The sequence below is a fragment of the Caulobacter sp. Root1455 genome (genome assembly GCF_001426905.1).
In the GTDB taxonomy this organism is placed as follows: domain Bacteria; phylum Pseudomonadota; class Alphaproteobacteria; order Caulobacterales; family Caulobacteraceae; genus Caulobacter.
Genome location: NZ_LMFQ01000023.1, coordinates 39,640 through 65,530, shown reverse-complemented (window position 1 = coordinate 65,530; position 25,891 = coordinate 39,640). Strand labels below are relative to the sequence as shown.

Genomic DNA, 25,891 nt, shown 5'->3' with positions numbered 1-25,891 from the left:
TAATCAATATAAATGGCCGAATGGATCGACGCGGAACAGGCGATGGCGACGCTGGGGGTGCGGGCCCAGACGCTGTACGCCTATGTCAGCCGGGGCCGGGTCGGCGCGGCCGCCCATCCGGACGATCCGCGCCGCAGCCTCTACCGCGCCTCCGACGTCGCCGCCCTGGCCGCCAAGAAGGCCCGGGGCCGGCGCGCCGCGGACGTCGCGGCCGAGGCCATCGCCTGGGGCGAGCCCGTGCTGCCCTCGGCGATCACCACGGTGGAGGGCGGGCGGCTGTTCTATCGCGGCCAGGACGCCGTGGACCTGGCCCGCATGCACAGCCTGGAGCAGGTGGCCCGCCTGCTGCGCGGCGGCCACGGCGCGCCGCTGACCGGGTCCGAACCGAAGAAACCCAAGAAGGGCGAGACGCCGCGCGCCCGGCTGTTCTCGACCCTGGCCGCCCGGGCCGGGATCGATCCGCCGGCCCGGGGCCGCGCGCCTCTAGCCTTGGCCATGGAGGCCGCTGGCCTCTTGGAGGCCGCCGCCGACGCGGTGGCCGGCGCGGTCGGCGAAGGCGCGATCCACCGACGGCTCGCCGACGCCTGGGGCCTGGACGCGTCGGGCGCGGACCTGGTGCGCCGGACCCTGGTGCTGCTGGCCGACCACGAGCTGAACGCCTCGACCTTCGCGGTACGGGTCGCCGCCTCGACCGGCGCCTCGCTGGCGGCGGCCTCCCTGGCCGGGCTGGCGGCGCTGTCGGGACCCCTGCACGGCGGCATGGCGGCGCGGGTCGAGATGTTCGTCGACGAGGCCGAGCGGCGCGGACCGGCCAAGGCCGTGGCCGAGCGCCTGGCCCAGGGCTCGGCCATGCCGGGCTTCGGCCACCCGCTCTATCCGGACGGCGATCCGCGCGCGGCGGCGTTGCTGGGCGCGTTCAAGGTTCCGCCCATGCTCGCCGAGCTGCGGGCCGAGACCGAGGCCGCCACCGGCCTGGCCCCCAACATCGATTTCGCCCTGGTCGCCATGGCCCGCGCCCTGTCCCTGCCCGCCGACGCGCCGTTCAGCCTGTTCGCGGTGGGGCGGATGGCGGGCTGGCACGCCCATGCGATCGAGCAGCTGCAGACGGGGAAGCTGATAAGGCCCCGGGCGCGGTACATCGGGCCAAAGCCGGCAGCCTAAGTCCCTCCCCCACAGGGGGAGGGCCTGATTTAAGCCCGCTCGTGGACCGCCTCTTCCGCCGCCAGGGGCTGCGGCAGACGCGAGATCATTTCCTTCGGGCAGACCTGCCAGAACAGGTCCCGCACCCGGTCCCAGTCGCGCAGCAGGCTCTCGGCGAAGGCCGAGTCGGTCTCGCGGGCGTGTTCGGCCACCAGCGAGCGCAGCACGCCTTCCCAATAGGGCGAGGCCAGGCGCTGGACCAGGATGCTGTCGGGATTGACCAGGTTCTCGAACCGGCCGTGCTGGTCCAGGACGAAGGCCATGCCGCCGGTCATGCCGGCCCCGAAGTTGCCGCCCGTCGGGCCCAGGATCACCACCTGGCCGCCGGTCATGTATTCGCAGCCGTTGGCGCCGCAGCCCTCGACCACCGTGGTGGCGCCGGAGTTGCGGACCCCGAAGCGCTCGCCGGCCTGGCCGGCCGCGAACAGCCGGCCCGAGGTGGCCCCGAACAGCACGGTGTTGCCGATCAGGGTGTTGGTCTCGGGGGCCGCCAGGCCGCGGGCCGGCTTGATGACGATCGTCGCGCCCGACAGGCCCTTGCCGACATAGTCGTTGGCCTCGCCGGTCAGCTCGATGCGCAGGCCCTGGACCGCGAAGGCGCCCAGGCTCTGGCCGGCGGAGCCCTTGAGCTGGACGGTCAGGTGACCGGCGGGCAGGCCCTTCATGCCGAACTTGCGCACGATGTGGCTGGAGGTGCGCGAACCGATCGACCGGGCGGTGCTGCGGACCGTGTAGGTCAGCTGCATCTTCTCGCCGCGCTCCAGCAAGGGCGCGGCGTCGCGGACGATCTGGGCGTCCAGCGTGTCGGGCACCGGGTTGCGGCCGCCTTCGACGGTGCAGTAGGGCTTGTTCTGGCCGGGATCGGCGCGGACCAGCAGCGGGTTGAGGTCCAGGTCGTCCAGGTGCTCGCCACCGCGCGACACCTGGGCCAGCAGGTCGGTGCGGCCGACGATTTCCTGGAGCGACTTGAAGCCCAGGCCCGCCAGGATCTCGCGGACTTCCTCGGCCACGAAGCTGAACAGGTTGATGACCTTTTCCGGCGTGCCGGTGAACTTGGCGCGCAGGGCCTCGTCCTGGGTGCAGACCCCGACCGGGCAGGTGTTGGAGTGGCACTGGCGCACCATGATGCAGCCCATGGCCACCAGCGAGGCGGTGCCGATGCCGAACTCCTCGGCGCCCAGCATGGCGGCGATCACCACGTCGCGGCCGGTGCGGATGCCGCCGTCCGTGCGCAGCACCACCGAGTGGCGCAGGTTGTTCAGGGTCAGCACCTGGTTGGCTTCCGACAGCCCCATCTCCCACGGACCGCCGGCGTACTTGACCGAGGTCTGCGAGGAAGCGCCGGTGCCGCCGACATTGCCGGACACCAGGATGACGTCCGCTTTCGCCTTGGCCACCCCGGCCGCGATCGCGCCGATGCCGGTGGCGGCCACCAGCTTCACCGTGACCCGGGCGATCGGATTGATCTGCTTGAGGTCATAGATGAGCTGGGCCAGGTCCTCGATCGAATAGATGTCGTGGTGCGGCGGCGGGCTGATCAGCATCACGCCGGGCGTGGCGTGGCGCAGACGTGCAATCATCTCCGTGACTTTAAAGCCAGGAAGTTGCCCGCCCTCGCCGGGCTTGGCGCCCTGGGCGACCTTGATCTCGATCTCGCGGCACTGGTTCAGATATTCGGCGGTGACGCCGAACCGGCCCGAGGCCACCTGCTTGATGGCGCTGTTGGGGTTATCGCCGTTCGGCAGGGGCTTGTAGCGCGCCGAGTCCTCGCCGCCCTCGCCCGACACCGACTTGGCGCCGATCCGGTTCATGGCGATGTTCAGCACGCCGTGCGCCTCGGGGCCCAGGGCGCCCAGGCTCATGCCGGGGGTGACGAAGCGCTTGCGGATCTCGTTGACGCTCTCGACGTCGTCGGTCGAGATCGGGTTGCGGTCCGAGCGCCAGTCCAGCAGGTCGCGCAGCTGGATCGGCTTTTGGGTGCGCAGGCCGTTGGACCAGCGGCGATAGAGCTCGAAGTCGCCGGTGTCGCAGGCGCTCTGCAGCGTGTGGATCAGCCGCGCCTCGAAGGCATGGGCCTCGCCGGAACGGCGCACCTTGTACAGCCCGCCGACCGGCAGGGTCACGGCCGGTTCGCCCCAGGCCTTGCGGTGCAGCTCGACCGCCTTGCTCTCCAGGCCCGCCAGGCCGATGCCCGAGATGCGCGAGGGCATGCCGGGGAAGAACTCGGCGGCCAGGGCGCGCGACAGGCCGACGGCTTCGAAATTGTAGCCGCCGCGGTACGAGGAGATGACGCTGATGCCCATCTTGGAGATGATCTTCAGCAGACCGCCCTCGATGGCCGTCTTGAAGTTGATGCAGACGTCGCGCAGCGACTTGTCGCCGATCAGGCCGCGCTCCAGGCGGTCCTGGAAGCTTTCCTGGGCCAGATAGGCGTTGACCGCGGTGGCGCCGACGCCGACCAGCACCGCGAAATAGTGGGTGTCCAGGCACTCGGCCGAGCGGACGATGATCGAGACGTACGAACGCAGGCCCTTGGCGACCAGATGGGCGTGGACGCCGCCGGTGGCCAGGATCATCGGCAGGGCGACGCGGTCCTCGCCCGAGCCCTCGTCGGTCAGAACGATGGCCCCGCAGCCGCGCAGCACCGCGTCCTCGGCGTCGGCCCGGATGCGGTCGAGATTGGCGCGCAGGGCGTCGCCGGGACGGGCTTCCGGGGCCGGCAGCGGCATGGTGCAGTCGATGACCACCACGCTCTTCTCGCCCAGCAGGCCGTGGATGCGCTCGTACATGCCGGTGGTCAGGACCGGGCTTTCCAGCACGTAGACGTCGGCCTGGGCCGCGTCCTGCGCCAGGATGTTGCCCAGGTTCTTGAACCGGGTCTTCAGGCTCATCACGCCGGTCTCCCGCAGGGGATCGATCGGCGGGTTGGTCACCTGGCTGAAGTTCTGGCGGAAGAAGTGGCTGAGCGGCCGGTACTTTTCCGACAGCACGGCCAGGGGCGCGTCGTCGCCCATCGAGCCGACCGCTTCCTTGCCCTCCTCGACCATCGGGGCCAGGACCATTTCCAGGTCCTCGAGGCTGAAGCCGGCGGCGGCCTGGCGGCGGGTCAGCTCCTCGCGGCCGTACTTGCGCGGCTCGGGGCCGGGGCCGATCTCTTTTTCGAGATCGACCATGTTGCCCAGCCAGTCGGTATAGGGGTGCCGGCCGGCCAGTTCGTCGATGATGTCGTCTTCGCCGTAGAGCTTGCCGCCCGCCAGGTCGATGGCGATCATCCGCCCCGGCGAGATCGCCAGCTTGCGGGTGATGCGGCTTTCCTCGACGCCGCACATGCCCGCTTCCGAGCCCATGATCACCAGGCCGTCGTCGGTATAGGCCACGCGCAGCGGGCGCAGGCCCGAGCGGTCCTTGCCGGCCACGACCCAGCGGCCGTCGGTGGCGCACAGGGCGGCCGGGCCGTCCCACGGCTCCATCACCGCGTTGCAGTAGCTGTAGAGGGCCTTGTGGGCCGGCTTCATGTGCGGGCTGTTGGCTTCCGGCACCAGCAGGGTCTTGGCCATCGGCGCGTCGCGGCCGGCCCGGACCAGCACCTCGAAGGTGTTGTCCAGGTTGGCGCTGTCCGAACCGCCCGGCTGGATCACCGGTTTGACGTCGTCCCCGAACTCGCCGAAGGCGTCGGCCGCCATCTTGATCTCGTGGGACTTCATCCAGTTGATGTTGCCCTTGATGGTGTTGATCTCACCATTGTGGGCCAGCATCCGGAACGGCTGGGCCAGGCGCCATTCGGGGAAGGTGTTGGTCGAATAGCGCTGGTGGAAGATCGCCACCGCGGCGCTGAACCGCTCGTCCTTCAGGTCCGGATAGAACTCATCGATGTGCTCGGCCAGGAACATGCCCTTGTAGATCAAGGACTTGGCCGAGAACGAGCAGATGTAGAAGCCCGACAGGTTCTGGGAATGGACGCGCTTTTCGATGCGCTTGCGGCACAGGAACAGGGCGCGCTCCAGGGCCTCGCCTTCCAGGCCGGCCGGGGCGGCCAGCATGATCTGCTCGATCTCGGGACGGGTGGCGTTGGCCTTCTCGCCGATCACCGCGGTGTTCACCGGCACCTGGCGCCAGCCATAGATGTAGAAGCCGAAGCGCAGGGCCTCGGCTTCGACGATCGTGCGGCAGGCCTCCTGGGCGCCCAGATCGGTGCGCGGCAGGAAGATCTGGCCGACGGCGATCGGGCCCTGGCGCAGGGCGTGGCCGGTGCGGCGCACCTGGTCGATGAAGAAGTCCTGCGGCACGCTGACCAACACGCCGGCCCCGTCGCCGGTCTTGCCGTCGGCGTCGACCGCGCCCCGGTGCCACAGGGCCTTGAGGGCCTTGATCGCCAGTTCGACGACTTCGCGGCGCGGCTGGCCGTCGATGGCGCAGACCAGGCCCACGCCGCACGCGTCGCGCTCGGTGGTGGGATCATAGGCGTGGCCGTCGATCAGGGCCTGGCGGTTCTTCAAGTACAGGTCGATGTCTTGGGCCATAGCGGCCTCCGAAGAGTTTCTTGGTCCGCCCTCGTCCTTCGACAAGCTCAGGATGAGGGCTACTGAAGCGTCACTGGCGGTCTGGTTTCCTCATCCCGGGCTTGTCGAAGGACGAGGGAACCAGCCGCCTACTCCGCCGCGATCAGCGCCGCGGCGCCGGTCTTGGTCATCAGGTAGCGGTGCATGGCGTCGGCGGCGTCGCGGCCGTCCTTGATCGCCCACACCACCAGCGAGGCGCCGCGCACGATGTCGCCGGCCGCGAACACGCCGTCCAGATTGGTCATCTGGTGGCGGACGTCGGCCTTGACCGTGCCCCAGCGCGTGGTCTTCAGGTCGGGGGCCGACCAGGCCTCCGGCAGGTTCTCGGGCTCGAAGCCCAGGGCCTTGACCACCAGCTGGGCCGGACGGTCGAAGTCGCCGCCCTCGATCTCTTCCGGGGTCTGGCGGCCCGAGGCGTCCGGGGCGCCCAGGCGCATGCGGATGGCGCGCACGCCGGTGACGCCCGTGGCCTCGCCCATCACCGCGCGCGGGGCGGCCAGCCATTCGAAGATCACGCCCTCTTCCTCGGCGTTGGCCACTTCGCGCAAGGAGCCCGGCATATTGGCCTTGTCGCGGCGATAGAGGCAGGTGACCGAGGTCGCGCCCTGGCGGATGGCGGTGCGCACGCAGTCCATGGCGGTGTCGCCGCCGCCGACCACGACCACGTCCTTGCCGTCGGCGTTCAGCACGCCGCTCTCGAACGCGGGGACGCTGTCGCCCAGGCCCGTGCGGTTGGAGGCGATCAGATAGTCCAGGGCCGGCACCACGCCCTGGCTGCCGGCGCCCGGGGCCACCAGGTCGCGCGCGGCGTAGACGCCCACGGCGATCAGCACGGCGTCATGCCGGTCGCGCAGGTCCTGCAGGGTGGCGTCCTTGCCGACCTCGAAGCCCAGCTTGAACACCACGCCGCCGTCGGCCAGGCGCCGGGTGCGGCGCTCGACCACGTCCTTTTCCAGCTTGAAGCCGGGGATGCCGTAGATCAGCAGTCCGCCGGCCCGGTCGTGGCGGTCGTAGACGGTGACGGCGTAGCCTTCCTCGCGCAGCTTCTCGGCGGCGGCCAGGCCGGCCGGGCCGGCGCCGATGATCCCGACCGACTGACCGCGATCGGCCTTGGCCGTCAGCGGCTTCACCCAGCCCATCTCCCAGGCCTTGTCGGTCAGGTAGCGTTCGACCGAACCGATCGTCACGGTGCCGTGACCCGACTGCTCTATGACGCAGTTGCCTTCGCACAGTCGGTCCTGAGGGCAGATTCTGCCGCAGACCTCCGGCATGGAGTTGGTCGCCTGCGACAGCTGGTAGGCCTCTTCCAGACGGCCTTCGGCGGTCATCCGCAGCCAGTCGGGGATGTTGTTGTGCAGGGGGCAGTGGGTCTGGCAGAACGGCACGCCGCATTGCGAGCAACGCGAGGCCTGCTCGGTGGCCTTGGCGTCGATGAAGTCGGCGTAGATCTCGTGGAAGTCGCCATTGCGCTCGCTGGCCGCCCGCTTTTCGGGCGTCGTGCGGGCGACGGTCGTGAATTTCAGCATGCGCTCGGCCATGCGACTTCCCTCGTCCCCGCTTCCGGGGAAAAATTTGCGTGCGCGGGCCTCATACGGACTCTTCGCGGCAAGAAGAATGCGTCAGTCAAAATTGTGGACAAATATATCCGTGATGGGCCCCGGGTTATTGCGAGCCACTCTCAGCTGTGACCCAAAATAGTCAACTTTATGGATAAACCGATTGTTTACCGTGTCGGGCGCACGCCCGGCCCAGGGTTTTGAGGCCGTGCGCCTGTAAGGAATGACGATGCCGGATTGGCTGATCGCGATCGTGCTGGGCCTGGTCGAGGGCCTGACCGAATTCATCCCCGTCTCCTCGACGGGACACTTGCTGCTGACCAAGATCGCCCTGGGCCTGACCGATCCGACCTGGGACACCTTCATCGTCCTGATCCAGCTGGGCGCGGTCCTGGCCGTGGTGGCGGTCTACTTTCAGCGCCTGTGGCAGGTGGTGGTCGGCCTGCCGACCAAGCCGGAGGCCCGGCGCTTCGCGCTCAGCGTGATCATCGGCTGCATCCCCGCCTTCGCCGCCGGCCTCCTCCTGCACGGCGTGATCAAGCACTTCTTCGAGAACCCCTACCTGCCGCAAGTGATCTGCGTGTCGCTGATCATCGGCGGCTTCCTGCTGCTGATCGTCGACAAGAAGGCCCCCGCCCCGCGCGAGATGGACGGCATGGCGTTGAGCCTGAAGACCGCGTTCTTCATCGGCCTGTTCCAGTGCCTGTCGCTGCTGCCGGGCGTGTCACGCTCGGGCTCGACCATCGTCGGCTCGATGCTGATCGGCGTCGAGCGCAAGGCCGCGGCCGAGTTCAGCTTCTTCATGGCCATCCCGATCATGGTCGGCGCCTTCGCCCTGGACCTGCTCAAGAGCTACAAGGACATCGACACCAGCCACGCCAGCACGATCGCCGTCGGCTTCGTGGTGTCGTTCCTGTCGGGCCTGCTGGTGGTCAAGACGATGATCGCCTTCATCGGCAAGCGCGGCTTCGCCCCGTTCGCCTGGTGGCGGATCGTGGTCGGTGTGATCGGCCTGGGGCTGATCTACATCCCGCGCTGACGGGCGCGGGCCCTCCCCCTGCGGGGGAGGCGGCCGAAGGCCGGTGGGGGAGTCTCGGGATCGTCGATCCGGACAGCGGTCGAGGTCCGATCACTCCCCCCTCCGTCAGCTGCGCCGACACCTCCCCCACGGGGGGAGGACCTTGAATTCCTAGAACGCCCCCGCCGGGACCTCGGCGTACTGGCCGCCCTTGCGGTAGCGGTAGAGGTAGGACGGGACCACCGACTCGACGGTGGTCGGCACGACGCCGGCCTCGGCCAGGCCCGGCAGGCCGTGATCGGCGACATTGTCGGTCTTCAGCGACTCGACCTGGTCCGAGGTCAGCGGCGGCGCGATCGGCGACAGGTCGCCGATCTTGCCGATCAGGCCGGCCGCGAAGAACGGGATCGGAGCCAGGACGCGGTTGCGGCCGGTCTCGCGCAGGATGAACTCCAGGATCTCCTTGAAGCTGTAGACGGCCGGGCCGCCCAGCTCGTAGGTCAGGCCCTCGGCGGCCGGATGGGCGACGGCTTTCGCCACCACCTGGGCCACGTCGCCGACATAGACCGGCTGGAATTTCGTCTCGCCGCCGCCGATCAGCGGCAGGGCGGGGAACAGGGCGGCCATCTGGCCGAACTTGTTGAAGAACTTGTCCTCGGCGCCGAACACGATCGACGGACGGATCACCACCGCGCCGGGGAAGGCCGCGCGGACGGCCGCTTCGCCCTCGGCCTTGGTGCGCTGGTACTTCGAGGGCGAATTGGCGTCGGCGCCGATGGCCGAGATCTGCACCAGGCGCTTGACGCCGGCGGCCTTGGCCTGCTCGGCGACCGTCTTGGCGCCCATGACGTGCAGGGTCTGGAACTTCTGCCGGCCGCTTTCCCACAGGACGCCGACCAGATTGACCACCGCCTCGGCGCCGTCCACGGCGCGGGCCACCGACGGGGCGTTGCGGACATTGGCCTGCACGACTTCGATCTGGCCGACATCGCCCAGCATGCGCATGCGATAGGCCAGGTTCGGATTGCGCACCGCCACCCGCACGCGATGACCCGCCTTGGCGAGCGCGCGTACGACCTGGCCGCCGACGAAGCCGGAGCCGCCGAACACCGTGACCAGACCTTGCATAATCAACCTCGTCCTAAACTCGTGAGGCGGGGGATAGACGACCCCGCGACCAATCGCAACGAAATGCGCAACTAAGCGATTGACGCGGTCAAAACCTTTGCATAAACGTCCCGGCCTCGCGGCGCTCCACGGATCGCCCCGCAGGCCCAGGTGGCGGAATTGGTAGACGCGCTGGCTTCAGGTGCCAGTGACTGAAAGGTCGTGGAGGTTCGAGTCCTCTCCTGGGCACCACCCCCTACCAACCTTCGAAAGAAGGTCGGGGTGGTGCCGAATGAAATCCAACATCCCTAGATGGTGTTTCGTCCCCTCGGGGGCGCGATCCAGCCGCGCGCAACCCTGTCGTGCGCCACGGTCTTGTGCGCGGGATGGGCTGGCGGTCGCGCTGGCCAGGCGTTAGATATCCTGTTCATCCGGCCGACAGGGTCGGCGCCCCACTATTCAGGCGTATCGGGAATTCGCAGCGTCCGCGCGACGAGACCGAGGCGCGGAGACGAAGAGACTTGGCCAACTTTCTGCATGAAGGCGACCTTCCGGACGGCGCTTTCGCCGGCGCGACCGCGGTCGCCATCGATTCCGAGACCATGGGCCTTCGGCTGGGCCGCGATCCGCTCTGCGTCGTCCAGCTGTCGTCGGGCGACGGCGACGCCCACGTGGTGCGCCTGGACCGCTCGACCTACGACGCTCCCAACCTCAAGCGCCTGCTGACCGATCCGGCGGTGGTGAAGCTTTTCCACTTCGGCCGCTTCGATATCGCCATGTTCCTGTTGCACTTAGGGGTCATGACGGCTCCCGTGTACTGCACCAAGATCGCCAGCAAGCTGGCCCGCACCTATACGGACCGCCACGGCCTCAAGGACGTGACGCGCGAACTGGTCGGGATCGAGCTGTCCAAGGTCCAGCAGAGCTCGGACTGGGGCGCGGCGGCGCTGTCGCCCGAGCAGGTCGCCTACGCCGCGTCCGACGTGCTGCATCTCCACGCCCTGCGCGAGCGCCTGGACGCCATGCTGGTCCGCGAGGGCCGCATGGCGCTGGCCAAGGCCGCCTTCGACTATCTTCCCCATCGGGCGGCCCTCGACCTGGCCGGCTGGGAAGACGTCGACATCTTCGCGCACAGCTGAGGCCGGAGGCATGACCACCCTCGAGGCCGACCAGGCGGGATACAGACGGGACCTGCGCCGTTGGCGCCGCCGTTCGCGCCGCGTCAAGCTGGCGCGCGTGGTGCTGCCGGCCGCGATGGCCGCCCTGCTGGCGACGGTCGGCGGCCAGGTGGCCTGGCGATCCTTCACCGCCGGCGACCGTCGGCCGGCCGAGAGCAAGGCCCAGATCCGCATGGTCTCGCCGCGCTTCTACGGCCAGTCCAGCGACGGGCGGCCGTTCATCATCACCGCCCGCTCGGCGGTGCGCGACGAAAACGACCTCAAGCGGGTGTTCCTGGACGCCCCGACCCTGACCCTGGGCGTGGGCAGCCCCGCCCCCACCCGCTCGACCGCCGATCGCGGCGTCTATCGCGAAGACACCCTGAAGCTCCAGCTGTACGGCAATGTCCGCATGGACGACGGCGCCGGCTACCGCTTTGCTTCGGACGAGGCGCTGGTCGACACCCGCAACGGCAACACCACCGGCGAAACCTCGCTTCAAGGCGAAGGTCCAACTGGACAGGTGCAATCCAACGCTTACTCCGTATATGACAAGGGCGACCGCATCATCTTCCGGGGCGGCGTCAAGACACGGATCGACCGGAAGACGGGCGAAACCGTCCCGGAACAAGGCCAAGACCCCGGGACGGCTCCGGAATAGACATGAGGACCTGGTTGATGAATCGATGGATGGCGCCGACGGCGATCGCCTTCAGCCTGTTGAGCGGCCCGGCCCTCGTCGTGGGTTCCTGGGGCGGCGCCGCCATGGCGCAGACGCCCGGCGGCGGCGGCAACAACTCCAGCGCGCCGGTGGACATCTCCGCCGACGAGCAGGAGGTCATCAACAGCCAGTGCAAGACCATCTTCCGCGGCGCGGTCGAGGTTCTGCAGGACAAGGCCCGCATGCGAGCCGCGACCATGACCGTCTACAACCGCCGCAAGGTGCCGGGTAAGGCGTCCGCGACGCCAGGCGGCAACGCCGACTGCGGCGACGTCGATCGCGTCGAGGCCGACGGCAACGTCTTCTACGTGACGCCGGAACAGACGGTGCGCGGCGATCACGCCGTCTACGACTACGCCACCGACACCGTCGTGGTGACCGGCGACGTCGTGGCCGTCCAGGGTCAGGACGTCGCGCGCGGCGACCGCATGACGATCAAGACCAAGACCAACGACGTGAAGATGGAATCCAACGCCACGGGTCGCGGCAAGACGCGTGTGCGGGCGGTGCTCTATCCCGACCAGAACAAAGACAAAAAGCCCGCCGGCAAGCCGTAGGAACCCATGGCGTTTTCGATGCAATACCCGGGTGTTAGCGACCTGGCCTCAGACGGCCTCGTCGTCGACGCCATCGGCAAGTCGTTCGGCGACCGCCCCGTCGTCAAGAGCGTCTCCCTGCGCCTCAAGCGCGGCGAGGTCGCGGGCCTGCTGGGCCCCAACGGCGCCGGCAAGACCACCTGCTTCTACATGATCACCGGCCTGGTCGCCGCCGACTACGGCTCGATCTATCTGGACGGCGAGGACATCACCAGCCAGCCGATGTTCCAGCGCGCCCGCATGGGCGTGGGCTATCTGCCGCAGGAAGCCTCGATCTTCCGGGGCATGACGGTCGAGCAGAACGTCATGGCCGTGGTCGAGATGCGCCAGAAGGACCAGCGCAAGGCGCGCGAGCACGTGACCGAGATCCTGGAAGAGCTGCGGATCACCCACATCCGCAAGTCGCCGGCCGTCGCCCTGTCGGGCGGCGAGCGTCGACGCGTCGAAATCGCCCGGGCCCTGGCCAGCGAACCCTCGTTCATGCTGCTGGACGAACCGTTCGCGGGCATCGACCCCCTGGCGATCTCCGACATCCGCGAGGTGGTCAGCTATCTGAAGAACCGCGGCATCGGCATCCTGATCACCGACCACAACGTCCGCGAGACGCTGCAAATGGTCGATCGCGCCTCGATCATCCACGCCGGCGAGGTGCTGTTCGAGGGCGCCCCGCAGGAGATCGTCGACAACCCCGAGGTCCGCCGCGTCTATCTCGGCGACAGCTTCGACGAGCGGGTCTAGGCGCCCTTCGCCTCGACCTTTCGGGTCGAGGCCCTCCGTCCTGGGCAAATTTAACGGGCCGCGCGTTCCGACATCCGGAGCGCGCGGATCCGTGCGTCTAGGTTTCGACACAGCAGAAACCTCGCAATATCAACGGCTTGATGTTCAGGATCGAGAAAAACGCCGGGTTTCACGGGCGGATGGTCGCAGTGGCCCGCTTTTTGCTGGCGTTGGCGCCCCGTTAACCAACTGGCCTTTCAATGGCGATCAACAGGTTCGTTGATTTGCCCAGGAGGGCGCATTGGCTCTCGGCCATCGATTGGAGCTTCGTCAAGGCCAGGGCCTTGTCATCACGCCGCAGCTTCAGCAGGCGATCAAGCTCCTGCAACTGTCGAACCTTGAACTCGACGCCTTCGTCGAGGCCGAACTCGAGCGCAATCCCCTGCTCCAGCGCGAAGACGGCCCGGTCGAGGCCGAGCGCGCGCCCCCCAATGAAGGCGAGGGCGACATCGAACGCCCGACCGAGAACCTGAGCCTGGACGCGGTCTCCGACAGCGCCGCCAGCGGCCAGATGGACGCCACGCCCGACGACGTTTCCCCAGGTGAACGCGCCACCGGCGACGGCGCCGAAGCCGGGGCTGAACAGGCCGGCGGCCAGATCGACTGGTCGCGCACCGGCGGCGGCGGCAATTTCGAGAGCGACGACAATTACGAAGGCGCCCTGTCGCGCCCGCCGACCCTGGTCGAGCACCTGACCGAGCAGCTGGCCGTGGCCGGCCTGTCGCCCGCCCAGAACGTCGTGGCCGGGGTGCTGATCGACGCCGTCGACGAGACCGGCTACCTGCGCGCCGACATCGCCGAAGTCGCCGAGCGCCTGGGCTGCGCCCTGGACTTCGTGGAAGGCGTCCTGACCGTGCTGCAAGGCTTCGAGCCGGCCGGCGTCATGGCCCGCGACGTGCGCGAGTGCCTGGCCCTGCAGCTGAAGGACGTCAACCGCTACGACCCCTGCATGGCCGCCCTGCTGGACAATCTGGACCTGCTGGCCAAGCGCGACATGGCGGCCTTGCGCAAGCTCTGCGGCGTCGACGACGAGGACCTGCGCGAGATGGTCGCCGAGATCCGCGCCCTGACCCCCCGCCCCGGCGCGGCCTTCCACAGCGATCCGCCCCAGACCCTGGTGCCCGACGTCCATGTGCGCGAGACGCCGGGCGGCCTGTGGCACGTGGAGCTGAACACCGACACCCTGCCCAGGGTGCTGGTCGACCAGCGCTACCACGCCCGCGTCAGCAAGGGCGCGCGGACCGACCAGGAAAAGACCTTCGTCTCCGACAGCTTCGCCACCGCCAACTGGCTGGTCAAAAGCCTCGACCAGCGGGCCAAGACCATCCTGAAGGTCTCCAGCGAGATCGTCCGCCAGCAGGACGGCTTCCTGGCCTACGGCGTCGAGCACCTGCGGCCGCTGAACCTGAAGACCGTCGCCGACGCCATCGGCATGCACGAGTCGACGGTCAGCCGGGTGACCTCCAACAAGTACATCGCCACCCCGCGCGGGGTGTTCGAGCTGAAATACTTCTTCACCTCGGCGATCCAGGCCACCGAAGGCGGCGAGGCCCACTCGGCCGCCAGCGTGCGCCACAAGATCAAGGGCCTGGTCGAGGCCGAACGCACCGAGGCCGACGTCCATTCCGACGACCGCATCGTCGAGATCCTCAAGGACAGCGGCGTGGACATCGCCCGCCGCACGGTGGCCAAGTACCGCGAGGCCCTGCGAATTCCCTCGTCAGTTGAACGGCGGCGCTTGATCAAGGAAACCGCCTGACCCCATGGTGCCGAACAGTCGTGCTCCGCGTTTCGTGAAGACGACTAAAGGCGAAGCATGACCACCGAGAGCTTGTCCGACGTCATCGAGGGGTTCGGCGAGGACACGCGTCCCGTCCTGACCGTCGGCCAGATGCTGGAGCAGTTCGACAGCCGCGCCTTCGGGGCCATGCTGCTGGTGTTCGGCCTGCTCAACTGCCTGCCCCTGCCCCCGGGCTCGTCCACGATCCTCAGCCTGCCGATCTTGTTGCTGGCCCCGCAGATCGCCTGGGGTTCCGACATTCCGTGGCTGCCGCGCAAGCTGGTCGAGCACCCCCTGAAGCGCGACGACCTGCGCGGATTGTTCCGTAGGCTGACGCCGATCGTCCGCCGGATGGAGCTGGTCACCCGTCCCCGGCTGGAGATCCTGTTCGGCCGGGTCGGCGAGCGCCTGATCGGCGTGGTCTGCACCCTGCTGGCCCTGGTGCTGGTGCTGCCGATCCCGCTGGGCAACCTGGCGCCGGGGGCCACGGTGGCCGTCCTGGCCCTGGCCCTGCTGCAGCGCGACGGCCTTCTGGCCCTGCTGGGCTACCTGATGGCGTCGATCAGCGTCGGCCTGCTGGTGGTCAGCGCCGGGGTCGTGACGGCGGCGGTTCAGAGGCTCCTGCATATGATTCCGGGGCTGTTTTAAGTCGTTTTTGCGACGCTTGACACCGGGCCGAGACGGGCGCGTTGATAGGCCATGCAAGTCCAAATCTCCGGCAAGCATGTCGACGTTGGTGAGGCTCTGCGAGCGCGAGTCTCCGACGAAATCGCCCTGAGCATCGGCAAGTATTTCGACCGCGGCGGTGACGCCGAGGTCGTGATCAGCAAGGAGGGCTTCGCCTTCCGGGTCGATTGTTCGGTCAAGCTGGCTTCGGGCCAGCAGCTGATCAGCCATGGTTCGGGCGGCGACGCCCACGCGGCCTTCGACGCCGCCCTGGCCAAGATCGAGACGCGCATTCGGCGCTACAAGCGACGACTTAAGAGCCACTCCATCGCCGCCACCGCCAAGCAGGCGGAAAACGCGGCGATGTACGTGCTGCGGGCCCCCGACAGCGACGAGATCGACGACGACGACTGGAGCGCGGAGGACGATCACCCCGCCGGCGCCCCCGCCGGCATGATCATCGCCGAAACCCAGTCCTCGCTGAAGATCATGACTGTTTCCATGGCGGTCATGGAACTGGACTTGACCGAGTCCCAGGCAATCGTGTTTAGGAACGCCGCCCACGACGGTTTGTCTGTGGTCTACAGGCGGCCTGACGGAAATATCGGCTGGATCGACCCCGAACGCACGAAGTCGCTAAACGGGCACGCACCGGCCATGGGCTGATCGAACCTCGGGTCGGTCGGCGCGTTTTGGTAGGTCCCAATCCCGAGGCTTTCTTGGGGCGACGATACGCGACGACCGACTGCGAGCGAGTTTCCACACCATGACCATCGGCGATCTACTGGAGCCCGGCGCGGTCACCCTGCGGGTCAGCGCCGCCAACAAGCGTCAGGTTCTCGGCGTGATCGCCGACGTCGCCGCCCGCGCGTTCGGCGTCGACGCCGACGAGGCGCTGGAGGGTCTGATCGAGCGCGAGAACGCCGGCTCGACCGGCGTGGGCCAGGGCGTGGCGATCCCGCACGCCCGCCTGCGCGGCCTGGACCGGGTCCGCGCGGTGTTCGTGCGTCTGGAGACCCCGGTGGCGTTCGGGGCCGTGGACGACAAGCCCGTCGATCTGCTGGTGGCGTTGTTCGCGCCCAAGGACGCCGATTCCAGCCACCTGCGGGCCCTGGCCCGCATCTCGCGACTGATGCGCCAGCCCGAAATGCGCGAACAGCTGCGCAAGGCCCGCTCGGCCGACGCCGTGCACGTGACGCTGACCCAGGCCCACGAGAGCAAGCCGACGGCGGCCTGAGGGTTCTCCCCCTTCAACACCCCACAACCCACCGTCATCCCGGGCCTTGTGCCCGGGACCCCTCTGTCCGCCGCAGGTGCGGAGGTGTGGCGCGCCAGCGCGCCAAGGCGCTTCACCGTCAGCTGAACCAGGGGTCCCGGGCACAAGGCCCGGGATGACGGTTGAATGGAGGTTCGTTGCTAGCGAGCTCGAGCCCCCTAAGCCCGCTTCATTCCGATGATCTTCACCGGCGGATTGAGCATCTGTCCCTTCATGGCCGGATAGGGCGCGGGGCCGTCGGCCTTCAGGGCCAGGATCTTCTTCACCACATCCAACCCCTGGACCACGCCGCCGAAGGCCGCGAAGCCCTGGTTGTCGCCCGCCGCGCCCGGATGGGCGTCCAGATAGGGCTGGGGGCTGGCGCAGATGAAGAAGTCGCAGGTGGCGCTGCCGGGGGCGTTGCGGGCCATCGAGATCGTCCCGGCCCGGTGCTTGATCCCGGTCAGGCGGGTGCTTTCGTGGGCGATGGGCGCGAAGCGGCGCACGCGGTCGGGCGGTCCGCCCTGGATCGAGCCGGCGCCCTTGACGCCCTTGGTCTTGGAGGCCCGGTAGAAGCTCCCGCCGTCGTATTTGCGGGCGTCGACATAGCGCAGGAAATTGGCGCAGGTGACCGGCGCCTTGCCGCTCTCCAGTTCGACGACGATCACGCCGTGATCGGTCTGGATCGCCACGCGGGGCTTGGCCAGAGGCTTGGGTTGGGCGGCCCAGGCTGGGCGCGCGATCAGCAGTCCGGCCACGCCCAGCAGGCTCCGGCGCCCGATCCTCGCGTCGTTCATGCGTCTTCCTCGTCCTATCGAAGGTCACGCCTGCTTACCCTGCCTGAAGGGGGCGCGTCGACAGAAGGTGGTCGGCTCGCTGCCGAGACCTGCGAAGATACCGATGGGATCGAAAAAGCCCTGGCGCGGTCGGCGCTCGCCCCCCGCAAGCGAGAACCTCGTCCTTCGACAAGCTCAGGATGAGGTTCTCTACTGCAAAGCTTCTAAAATGGTCCTCATCCTGAGCTTGTCGAAGGACGAGGACCAAGCACGGCGATAGGACTTAGTGCACCGAGACGGGCGCCAGTTCGTGGGCGAGGGCGGCGGCGACGGCCGCGTCCTTGTCGGTCAGCACGGCCAGGCGCGCGCCGTCGGCGCGGAACACCGCGTAGAGCGTCTGGTCAGGGGAAAGGTCGACCTCGTCGCTGACGCCGACGGGCACGTCGGCCAGGATCTCCGCGGCCTTGATCGGTCGCACATAGACCAGATCCGGGGCGCCCAGGGCCGCGAAGGCTTCGGCGGAGAAGAACGGGGTAGCGGGGTTCGGTGTCATAAGACCACCTCCTTCGGAAAGGGAACGCCCCGTGGCGCGTCTCGGTTCAGACCGCGTCTGGGGATCGTGATGAGAAAGCGTCGACGGGCCGCCGTAAGGCCTATCCCGCCGAGCGGATCGGGATGCGGCGGACCAGCCGTTCGGGCTCCGGACGGGCCAGGTCCACGTGCAGCAGGCCGTGCTCGAGCGTAGCGGCCGTGACCTCCATGCCGTCGGCCAGCACGAAGGTCCGCAGGAAGCCGCGGGCGGCGATGCCGCGATGCAGATAGGCCTTGTCGGCCTCGGGCTTGCCTTCGTTGTCGCGCCGCCCGGCCACGATCAGCTGGCCGCCTTCGACGGTCACGTGCAGCTGGTCGGGCGAAAAGCCGGCCACCGCCAGGGTGATGCGCACCCCGCCGTCGTCGGCCTGTTCGACGTTGTAGGGCGGATAGCTTTCGGCGGCGGCCTTGGCCGCGCGCTCGATCAGGTCTCGTGTGTGCTCGAAGCCCAGTAGAAAGGGGCTGTCGAACAGGATCGTCCGGGTCATCGCGAAGTCCTCGCTCAAGCGACTTCGTTCGCGAGGATCAGGCCCAAGATCGGCGCCCGGCCTCGCAACGTAACTCCTAGGTGGCGACGCGCGCGGGCGGGTTCAAGAGGGAAGCAAGGTCCTCCCCCCGTGGGGGAGGTGTCGCCCAAAGGGCGACGGAGGGGGGAGTAATGAGGCCCCGACCGCACGAAAAGGCCGCCTGCCCAAACTCCCCCCACCGGCCTTCGGCCGCCTCCCCCACAGGGGGAGGACCAGCCTGGCCGTTCGCGCCTATTTCTTCGTCCAGCCGCCATCCAGCGGCTTCCAGTACTGGCCGGGCGCCAGGCGGGCGTAGAGCTGCTTGGCGGTGGCCTGGCCGGCGGCTTCGGGGGTGACGCCGGTCTTGGCGGCGATGTCCTTGTAGGCGGCCGCGCGGCCGGTGTTGATCTCGGCCACGGCGGCGCGCAGGGCCGCGTCGCCGCCCGAGACGACGCCCAGATAGCCGTCGGCCTGCTCGCCCACGGTTCCGGACGCCTTGGCGGCGTCGACGGCGGCCTTGGCGGCGGGCGACTGGGCCAGGGCGGGAAGGGCCCCAAAGCTCACGGCGCCCAGCGAGGCGGCCAGGGCCAGGACCGTCATAGTCTTGCGGATCATGTCGGTTCCTCCTCTAGAACAGGTTCGGGTTTTGCTGGATCAGCGTCTGGACTTCCTTGTCCAGTCGCACGCGCACGTCGGCGTCCAGCTTGGCGTAGATGTTGATCGGGTCGACCTTGACCCGCACCGTCGGTGTGCACGCCGCCAGGGCGCCCACCGCGAGGAGGGGAAGGATCAGGGCGCGCTTCATGCGGGTGTCTCCAGTTCTCGAGAAAGGTGCGGCTTCACGGCTGAACCGCGTCTGAACGCGGCGCTTGCGCGGCGGGAGGGGTCGCGGGCGTTTCGGGCTCGCTTTCCTGCCATCCGCGCCGCCAGGCCGCGAGGAGCTCGTCGAAGTTTAACGACGTATCCAGCGTCAGGTCGACCGGCGTCTTGGCGGGCAGGGGAATGCGGCGTTGGAAGGCGCTGCCGTTCAGCAGCTCCATCAGGCCGATCCGGGCCTTCTCGACGATCTTGGGATCGTGCTCGCCCTTGATGTGGAACAGCACGCCCAGCCGCCCCTTGTCGGTGCTGCTGACCCCGGCCTCCAGCGTGTCGAAGGCGAGGTTCTCCATGGCCTGGTAGGCGAAGTCCTGGATGGCGTTGACGGGCGCGTCCTTCTTGGTGGTCAGCGGATCGTTGGGATCGACGGCGGCCCCTTGCCCCGCCTGCACCCCGGTCAGGGCCTCGCGGGCGATCGACAGGCGGCCGGGGCCGACGGCGTAGACCTTGCCGTCGACGAAGCGGAAGCCGGCCGGACCGGCCTCGAACGGCAGGCGGCCGTCGATCACCGCCTCGACCTTGACCTTGTCGGCCAGGGACGAGTCGGCGACCAGTTGGCCCAGATCCAGGCCCGCGATCGTCACCACGCCCTTGATCACGCCCTTGCCGTCCAGCGGCACGTCGAGCGGTTCGAGGGTGATCTTGCCCTTCGAGGCCTCGAAGGTCGTGGCCTGCAGGTGCAGCGCCTCCGCGCCGAGGGCGAGGCTGGCCTGGACCGATTGGATCGGCACGATGGCGTCGATGCTGTCGATGGTCAGGACCTGGCCGGGCGGGGCGGTCAGCGGGGCCAGGCTGTCGAACACGATCTGACCCTTCAGCCGGTGGACCTGGCCCAGCGGACTGCGGAAATCCAGGCCCGTGGTCGTGATCTTGCCGGAGCTGGTCATTACCTCGCCGGCCCAGGCGAAGCGCCCGGTGAAGGCGGCCGGACCCTCGGCGTCGCGGGCGACCGCGGCCAGGGGCGTCAGGCCCAGCGGCTGCAACCCGCCCTTGGCGAAGGTCAGCCTGGAGGCGTCGATATCGGCCTGGCCCCGACCGCTGGCCACCTCGTGGCGGATCGTGACCCGGCCCAGCGCGCGGCCGTCCAGGGTCTTGGCGTCCAGCCCGCCGGTCCACTGGCCGCGCGCCAGGTCGACCTGGCCGGTCGCGGCGATGGTCTCGAAGCGCTTGCCCTCGGTCGAGGCCTCGACCACCCGGCCGCCGGTGACCTTGATCTGGGCGGCGTCGAAGCCGCGCCCGCCGCCCACGAAGCTGGCGTCGACGCCCTCCAGCCGCGCCTGGGCGACATTGACCAGGGCCGCGCCGTCCTTGACCAGGGCCGAGGCCCGCCAGATCCCGCCGACGGCGACCACCAGGGGCTGGGCGGCGGGGCAGAGGTCGAAGGTCACGTCGCTGATCGGCGGCTCACCCATGGCGATCGCCCGGGCGGTCATCGGCGTGCAGCGATTCAGGCGGACCGTCAGCCCGCCGCCGGCCAGCCGCGCCTGGCCGGCCAGGGTTCCGGCCACGCCGAGGAACGGCGGGACGTCCAGCGTTCCCGCCACGATCACGTCGCTGGTCAGGCCCGAGGCGTCGGACCGCCAGTTGGGAGCCTTCAGGGTCAGGTCGGGCAGGCCGCCGCCGCTCAGGGCGACCGCCGCCCGGCCGTCGGCCGCGCCGTCCCGGGCCGCCAGCAGCGGGCCGCCGGGCGCGCTCAGCACGGCCTTGGCCCCGGTGGCGGCGGTCAGGGACAGCGGACGGGGCAGGGACAGGATCGTTTGGCCGCCGGTGATCCCCAGCTTCAGGGCCGGAGCGCTGAGCTCGAAACGCGACAGGGCCCGGGCCGCGGCCTGGGCGTAGGCGGGATTGGGCAGGGCGGCGGTCACGCGCGCGGCGTCCGGACCGGTCATGGCCCCGTCGGCGTCGGCATTGCCGTCCAGGGCCAGGGCGATCCCGTCGGTCCCGACCGAGAACCGGCCCTTGCCGTCGGCCGCCAGGCTGGACAGGACGACCCCGCCCGCCGCCACGCGGCCGCCGCCCAGGGCCACGGTCAGCGGACCGCTGATCGAGCTGCGCTGGGCGTCCGACACCAGGGTCAGGCTGGAGGACTGGACCTCGACCGAGGTCCGCGACAGGGCCGCGCCGCCGGCCACCGCCCGCTCGGCGTTGGCGGTCAGGCGGGTGCGGGCCGAGCCGTGCGCGCCGGCCGGGTCATAGGTCAGGGCCAGGTTCGACAGGTCGAGGTCGGCGACCACGTCGCGGCTGTCCAGGCCGCCGCCTGGTCCCGTGGCGGTCAGGCTTTCGCCCCGCGCGTGCAGGGTGGTCTTGCCGGTCAGGCCGCCGCGCTTGAGGTCGCCGCTCAGCAGGCCGGCCACCGCCAGATTGGCCTCCAGCCCGCCCAGGCTGGCGGCCCCGACCTCGGCGCCCCGGGCCTTCAGGGCCAGCCGCGCCTCCGCGGGTCCGACCATCGACAGCTTTTTCAGGTCCGGATAGGTCATGTCGGCCTGCAGGGAGCCTTGCGCCTCGGTCAGGTCCAGCTGGCTGGCGCCCGAACGGCTGACGCTGAGCGTCTTCAGGGCCAGCTGGACGTCGAGGGTCAGGCGGTCGCCGCGCTTGCGGGCCTTGATCAGGGCGCCGTCGGTCTCGAACGACAAGCCCGGGGCGGCGTAGCGCAGGGCGCCCAGCCGGCCGTCGAAGCGCAGCAGCTTGCCGTCGTCCAGGCTGGCGTCGCCGGTCAGACGGGCCGGGCCGCCGGGCGTGCGCAGCAGCACCCGGGCGTCCTCGATCAGGATCGCCGGACCGGGCGTGGTCGGTTCGTCCGGCGACTTCAGCGCCGCGTCGATCAGCGGCTGCAGGGTTCCGAAGTTCAGGCCGTTCTGGTCGAGCCGGGCGTTGACCCTCGGCCGCACCAGCCGCACGGCCCGGGTGTTCAGCGCGAACGGGCCGCCGCTCCAGGGCGTGACCAGGTCATAGGCCACCTCGATGCGCTCGGCCGAGAACACCGGAGCGTTCTTGGGACCCAGGCGAATGGCGCCGGCGAAGCCGGTGGCGTCCAGGTCGTCGAGGTCGAGCGTCGCCTCGATCCCCTTGTTGTTCAGCCAGGCCAGGGCCAGCTCGCGGCTGATCTCGCGGCGGCCGGCATAGGTGGCGAAGCCCAGGGCGATGAAGGCCAGGGCGGCCAGCGACATCACCTCCAGCACGACATCCCTCAGCGTCGCGCCCGCGGCCTCCACGATTTCGATCGGGGAAGCCGGCTCGGCGTCGGGCTGGGGATCGGGCGGTAGCGGTTCAGCCATCGAGGAGCACAATGCCGCAAGCTGCGGCGATTGTTAGGCCTAGTTTTGAAACCCCAGCACATCCTGCATGTCGTAGAGCCCGGGCGGCTTGCCCTTGACCCACAAGGCGGCGGCCACCGCGCCCCGCGCGAACAGCCCCCGATCGGTGGCCGAGTGCGACAGGGTCAGCACCTCCTCCTCGCCGGCGAAGATCACGCTATGCTCGCCGATGATCCCGCCGCCGCGCACCACCGAGAAGCCGATCGCGCCTTCCTTGCGCGGGCCGGTGACGCCGTCGCGGCCGCGGTCGGCCACCTGGCCCAGGCCCACGCCGCGCCCTTCGGCCGCCGCCTGGCCCAGCATCAGGGCGGTGCCGGACGGGGCGTCGATCTTGCGCTTGTGGTGGGCCTCGTACACCTCGACGTCCCAATCCGAGGCGGGCAGGGCGGCGGCGGCCTGCCTGACCAGGCCCATCAGCATGTTGACGCCCAGCGAATAGTTGCCGGACTTGACGATGGCGACCTTGGTCGCCGCCGCCGCGATCCGGGCGTTCTGTTCGTCGGAAAAACCGGTCGAGCCGATGACCAAGGCGGGGCCGCCGCCATCTCTTTCAGAAAGGAGGGCGGCGGCTTCGGCCAGGGCCACGGAGGCCTCGGGAATCGTGAAGTCGATGGCCACCTCGGCGACCTTCAGGGCCACGTCGCGCTCCACGAGGCCCTCTCCGGTCGCGCCGGGCCGATCAAATCGTCCGACGACCGTCGCGTCGGACCGCCCATCCAAGGTCCGCGCCAGGGCCTGGCCCATGCGGCCCAGGCAGCCCGCCAACGCAATGGTAACGGTACCTTTCGATCGGCTTCGCGGCGGCGCTAAGTCGTTCTGGCTCAAGGCGATCTCCCGGGATTGACCCGCGCGGTAGTCTCCCGACCCGCCCCCTCAGGTCAAGACAAAGTGCCCTTGGGGCGCCTCCGAATGACAACGTTGGACAACAGCAAATCCAAGCAGAACAAGCGTTTGCGCGGAAAAACTTCAAGCGCGCGAGGTTGTTACGACCCCGCCCGGTCGCTACGGTGCGGCCGCATAAGGACGTGTCGCATTGTTCGGCCCGTCCCCAGACACTTGCGCAGGACAGGGGAACCGCATGAGCGACGCGGAAAAGAAGACCTTCACGGACGAGGAAGCGCTGAATTTCCACCGCTATCCGACCCCCGGGAAGATCGGCGTCGTCGCCACCAAGCCGATGGCCACCCAGCGCGACCTGTCCCTGGCCTATTCCCCCGGCGTCGCCGTGCCCGTCCACGCCATCGCCGCCAATCCGGACATGGCCTACGAATACACCTCCAAGGGCAACCTGGTGGCGGTGATCTCCAACGGCACCGCGATCCTGGGCCTGGGCGACCTGGGGGCCCTGGCCTCCAAGCCGGTGATGGAGGGCAAGTCCGTCCTGTTCAAGCGCTTCGGCGACGTCGACTCCATCGACATCGAGATCAGCTCCAAGGACGCCGACGAGATCATCACGGTGGTCAAGAACATCGGCGTCACGTTCGGCGGCATCAATCTGGAGGACATCAAGAGCCCCGAATGCTTCCGCATCGAGACCGAGCTGCAGGAGCTGCTCGACATCCCGGTGTTCCACGACGACCAGCACGGCACGGCGATCATCTGCGCCGCCGGCCTGATCAACGCCTGCCACATCACCGGCAAGAAGATCGAGGACGTGAAGGTCGTGCTCAACGGCCCCGGCGCGGCCGGCATCGCCTCGATGGAGCTGATCAAGGCCATGGGCGTCAAGCCCGACAACGTCATCGCCGTCGACAGCAAGGGCGTGCTCTACCAGGGCCGCACCGAGGGCATGAACCAGTGGAAGAGCGCCCACGCGGTCGACACCCCGCTGCGCACCCTGGCCGAGGCCGTCGTGGGCGCGGACGTGCTGCTGGGCCTCTCGGCCAAGGGCGCCTTCACGCCGGCGATGATCGCCAGCATGGCCCCCAATCCGGTGATCTTCGCCATGGCCAACCCCGATCCGGAGATCACCCCGGAAGAGGTCCACGCCGTGCGCAAGGACGCCATCATGGGCACCGGCCGCAGCGACTATCCCAACCAGGTCAACAACGTCCTGGGCTTCCCCTACATCTTCCGCGGCGCGCTGGACGTGCGGGCCCGCCGCGTCAATCACGAGATGAAGATCGCCTGCGCCAACGCCCTGGCCATGCTGGCCCGCGAGGACGTGCCCGACGAAGTCGCCGCCGCCTATCACGGCCGCCAGCTGAAGTTCGGCCCGCAATACATCATCCCCTCGGCCTTCGACCCGCGCCTGATCTGGTACGTGCCGCCGTTCGTGGCCCAGGCCGCCATGGACACCGGCGTGGCCCGCAAGCCGATCGCCGACATGGACGCCTATCGCGCCAGCCTGGCCCAGCGCCTGGATCCGACCGCCGGCTTCCTGCAGAAGATCAGCGGCGCGGTGCTGGCCAATCCCAAGACGATCGTGTTCGCCGAGGGCGAGGACCCGTCGGTGATCCGCGCCGCCTACGCCTACCAGACCGGCGGCTACGGCAAGGCCATCCTCTGCGGCCGCGAGAACCTGGTGCAGGAGAACATGCGCGTCGTGGGCCTGGACCCCGAGACCGCGGGCCTGGAGATCGTCAACGCCCGCCTCAGCGACCGCAATCCCGACTATGTCGACGCCCTCTACAAGCGCCTGCAGCGCGAGGGCTACCTCAAGCGCGACGTCCAGCGCCTGATCAACCAGGACCGCAACAGCTTCGCCGCCTCGATGGTCACCCTGGGCGAGGCCGACGGCATGGTCACCGGCGTCACCCGCAGCTTCGACCAGGCCCTGGAAGAGGTGCTCCGCGTCGTCGATCCGGCCCCCGGCGGGCGGATCATGGGCATGTCCGTCGTCCTGGCCAAGGGCCGCACGGTGTTCGTGGCCGACACCAACGTCACCGAACTGCCCGACGCCGACGAACTGGTCGAGATCGCCTGCGAGGCCGCCCGCGCCGTCAAGCGCCTGGGCTTCAAGCCGCGCGTGGCCTTCATGAGCTACTCCACCTTCGGCAACCCGATGGGCGAGCGCTCCGACAAGGTGCGCGAGGCCGTGGCCATGCTCGACGAGATGGACGTCGACTTCGAATACGAGGGCGAAATGCCGCCCGAACTGGCCCTGGACCCGGAAAAGCGCGCCAACTACCCGTTCATGCGCCTGACCGACAGCGCCAACATCCTGGTCATGCCGGCCATCCACTCGGCCTCGATCGCGACGAAGCTGGTGCAGTCGCTCGGGGGCGCGACGGTGATCGGGCCGGTGCTGCTGGGCTTGTCGAAGCCGGTGCAGATCGCGCCATTGAGCGCGTCGGTGTCGAAGATTCTGAATATGGCGATGATGGCGGCGTACGAGGGGGCCGGGGATTTGGCGGCGGGGGAGTGATCTGACCGCACGGCGACGGGAGGCGCGGCTCCGACGCGGCCCGCATCGCCCTCGCTACGCCCCCTCGAT

General features: G+C 69.0%; 21 protein-coding genes and 1 tRNA gene. 12 read left to right on the top strand and 10 right to left on the bottom strand.

The window, feature by feature from the left end; genetic code table 11:
• Positions 1–12 precede the first annotated feature (12 nt).
• Positions 13–1,161, top strand: a complete 1,149-nt coding sequence (locus tag ASD21_RS16075; RefSeq protein WP_056443371.1) for a citrate synthase — start codon at positions 13–15, stop codon at positions 1,159–1,161.
• A gap of 29 nt (positions 1,162–1,190) precedes the next feature.
• On the opposite strand, the gene gltB is transcribed toward ASD21_RS16075, so the two are convergent.
• Both gltB and ASD21_RS16065 read right to left on the bottom strand, forming a co-directional pair.
• On the bottom strand, positions 1,191–5,720 hold the full coding sequence (gene gltB / locus ASD21_RS16070; RefSeq protein ID WP_056443369.1) for a glutamate synthase large subunit: 4,530 nt from the start codon (positions 5,718–5,720) through the stop codon (positions 1,191–1,193).
• 128 nt (positions 5,721–5,848) lie between these two features.
• On the bottom strand, positions 5,849–7,297 hold the full coding sequence (locus ASD21_RS16065; protein WP_056443366.1) for an NAD(P)-dependent oxidoreductase: 1,449 nt from the start codon (positions 7,295–7,297) through the stop codon (positions 5,849–5,851).
• Positions 7,298–7,544: 247 nt separating this feature from the next.
• Between ASD21_RS16065 and ASD21_RS16060 the strand changes: the two genes are divergently transcribed.
• Entirely contained in the window at positions 7,545–8,354 is an 810-nt protein-coding gene (locus tag ASD21_RS16060; RefSeq protein WP_056444147.1) for an undecaprenyl-diphosphate phosphatase, read from the top strand.
• 150 nt (positions 8,355–8,504) lie between these two features.
• On the opposite strand, the gene ASD21_RS16055 is transcribed toward ASD21_RS16060, so the two are convergent.
• On the bottom strand, positions 8,505–9,461 hold the full coding sequence (locus tag ASD21_RS16055; protein ID WP_056443363.1) for a complex I NDUFA9 subunit family protein: 957 nt from the start codon (positions 9,459–9,461) through the stop codon (positions 8,505–8,507).
• Positions 9,462–9,605: 144 nt separating this feature from the next.
• On the opposite strand from ASD21_RS16055, the gene ASD21_RS16050 reads away from it, so the two are divergent.
• The 9 genes from ASD21_RS16050 (at position 9,606) to ptsN (ending at position 16,374) form a co-directional block, all read left to right on the top strand.
• A tRNA-Leu gene (locus ASD21_RS16050) sits at positions 9,606–9,692 on the top strand.
• 269 nt (positions 9,693–9,961) lie between these two features.
• Positions 9,962–10,579: a ribonuclease D gene (locus tag ASD21_RS16045; RefSeq protein ID WP_056443361.1), complete on the top strand. Its 618-nt coding sequence runs from the start codon at positions 9,962–9,964 to the stop codon at positions 10,577–10,579.
• Positions 10,580–10,589: 10 nt separating this feature from the next.
• Positions 10,590–11,258, top strand: coding sequence for an LPS export ABC transporter periplasmic protein LptC (lptC, locus tag ASD21_RS16040; protein WP_056443359.1), 669 nt, complete (start codon positions 10,590–10,592; stop codon positions 11,256–11,258).
• 17 nt (positions 11,259–11,275) lie between these two features.
• Positions 11,276–11,875, top strand: a complete 600-nt coding sequence (locus ASD21_RS16035) for an LptA/OstA family protein (protein WP_056444145.1) — start codon at positions 11,276–11,278, stop codon at positions 11,873–11,875.
• Between the two features lie 18 nt (positions 11,876–11,893).
• Positions 11,894–12,652, top strand: coding sequence for an LPS export ABC transporter ATP-binding protein (gene lptB, locus ASD21_RS16030; protein ID WP_056444143.1), 759 nt, complete (start codon positions 11,894–11,896; stop codon positions 12,650–12,652).
• A 280-nt stretch (positions 12,653–12,932) separates the two neighbouring features.
• A complete protein-coding gene (gene rpoN, locus ASD21_RS16025; protein ID WP_056443356.1) occupies positions 12,933–14,450 on the top strand; it encodes an RNA polymerase factor sigma-54 in 1,518 nt (505 codons plus the stop codon).
• 57 nt (positions 14,451–14,507) lie between these two features.
• Positions 14,508–15,119, top strand: a complete 612-nt coding sequence (locus ASD21_RS16020; RefSeq protein WP_056443352.1) for an exopolysaccharide biosynthesis protein — start codon at positions 14,508–14,510, stop codon at positions 15,117–15,119.
• Between the two features lie 51 nt (positions 15,120–15,170).
• Complete coding sequence (gene hpf, locus ASD21_RS16015) at positions 15,171–15,803, top strand: ribosome hibernation-promoting factor, HPF/YfiA family (protein WP_056443349.1); 633 nt, start codon at positions 15,171–15,173, stop codon at positions 15,801–15,803.
• A gap of 100 nt (positions 15,804–15,903) precedes the next feature.
• Entirely contained in the window at positions 15,904–16,374 is a 471-nt protein-coding gene (ptsN, locus tag ASD21_RS16010; protein ID WP_056443347.1) for a PTS IIA-like nitrogen regulatory protein PtsN, read from the top strand.
• A gap of 197 nt (positions 16,375–16,571) precedes the next feature.
• On the opposite strand, the gene ASD21_RS16005 is transcribed toward ptsN, so the two are convergent.
• The 7 genes from ASD21_RS16005 to dapB all read right to left on the bottom strand — a co-directional run bounded on the left by ASD21_RS16005 (position 16,572) and on the right by dapB (position 23,280).
• Positions 16,572–17,189 (bottom strand): peptidylprolyl isomerase, encoded by a 618-nt coding sequence (locus tag ASD21_RS16005; RefSeq protein ID WP_056443344.1) that lies wholly within the window; start codon positions 17,187–17,189, stop codon positions 16,572–16,574.
• A gap of 262 nt (positions 17,190–17,451) precedes the next feature.
• The gene (locus ASD21_RS16000; protein ID WP_056443342.1) at positions 17,452–17,721 is read right to left on the bottom strand and encodes a DUF1150 family protein; all 270 of its coding nucleotides are present in this window, start codon (positions 17,719–17,721) and stop codon (positions 17,452–17,454) included.
• A gap of 100 nt (positions 17,722–17,821) precedes the next feature.
• Positions 17,822–18,247 (bottom strand): Hsp20 family protein, encoded by a 426-nt coding sequence (locus ASD21_RS15995; RefSeq protein WP_056444140.1) that lies wholly within the window; start codon positions 18,245–18,247, stop codon positions 17,822–17,824.
• Between the two features lie 270 nt (positions 18,248–18,517).
• Positions 18,518–18,880 carry a YdbL family protein gene (locus ASD21_RS15990; protein ID WP_056443339.1) on the bottom strand — a complete coding sequence of 121 codons (363 nt, stop codon included), beginning with the start codon at positions 18,878–18,880 and terminating at the stop codon, positions 18,518–18,520.
• Positions 18,881–18,893: 13 nt separating this feature from the next.
• Positions 18,894–19,070 carry a YnbE family lipoprotein gene (locus tag ASD21_RS23445; protein WP_012288956.1) on the bottom strand — a complete coding sequence of 59 codons (177 nt, stop codon included), beginning with the start codon at positions 19,068–19,070 and terminating at the stop codon, positions 18,894–18,896.
• Positions 19,071–19,104: 34 nt separating this feature from the next.
• A complete protein-coding gene (locus ASD21_RS15985; RefSeq protein ID WP_056444137.1) occupies positions 19,105–22,416 on the bottom strand; it encodes an intermembrane phospholipid transport protein YdbH family protein in 3,312 nt (1,103 codons plus the stop codon).
• Positions 22,417–22,455: 39 nt separating this feature from the next.
• On the bottom strand, positions 22,456–23,280 hold the full coding sequence (dapB, locus tag ASD21_RS15980; RefSeq protein WP_082554804.1) for a 4-hydroxy-tetrahydrodipicolinate reductase: 825 nt from the start codon (positions 23,278–23,280) through the stop codon (positions 22,456–22,458).
• Positions 23,281–23,533: 253 nt separating this feature from the next.
• Between dapB and ASD21_RS15975 the strand changes: the two genes are divergently transcribed.
• A complete protein-coding gene (locus ASD21_RS15975) occupies positions 23,534–25,822 on the top strand; it encodes an NADP-dependent malic enzyme (protein ID WP_056443336.1) in 2,289 nt (762 codons plus the stop codon).
• Positions 25,823–25,891 lie beyond the last annotated feature (69 nt).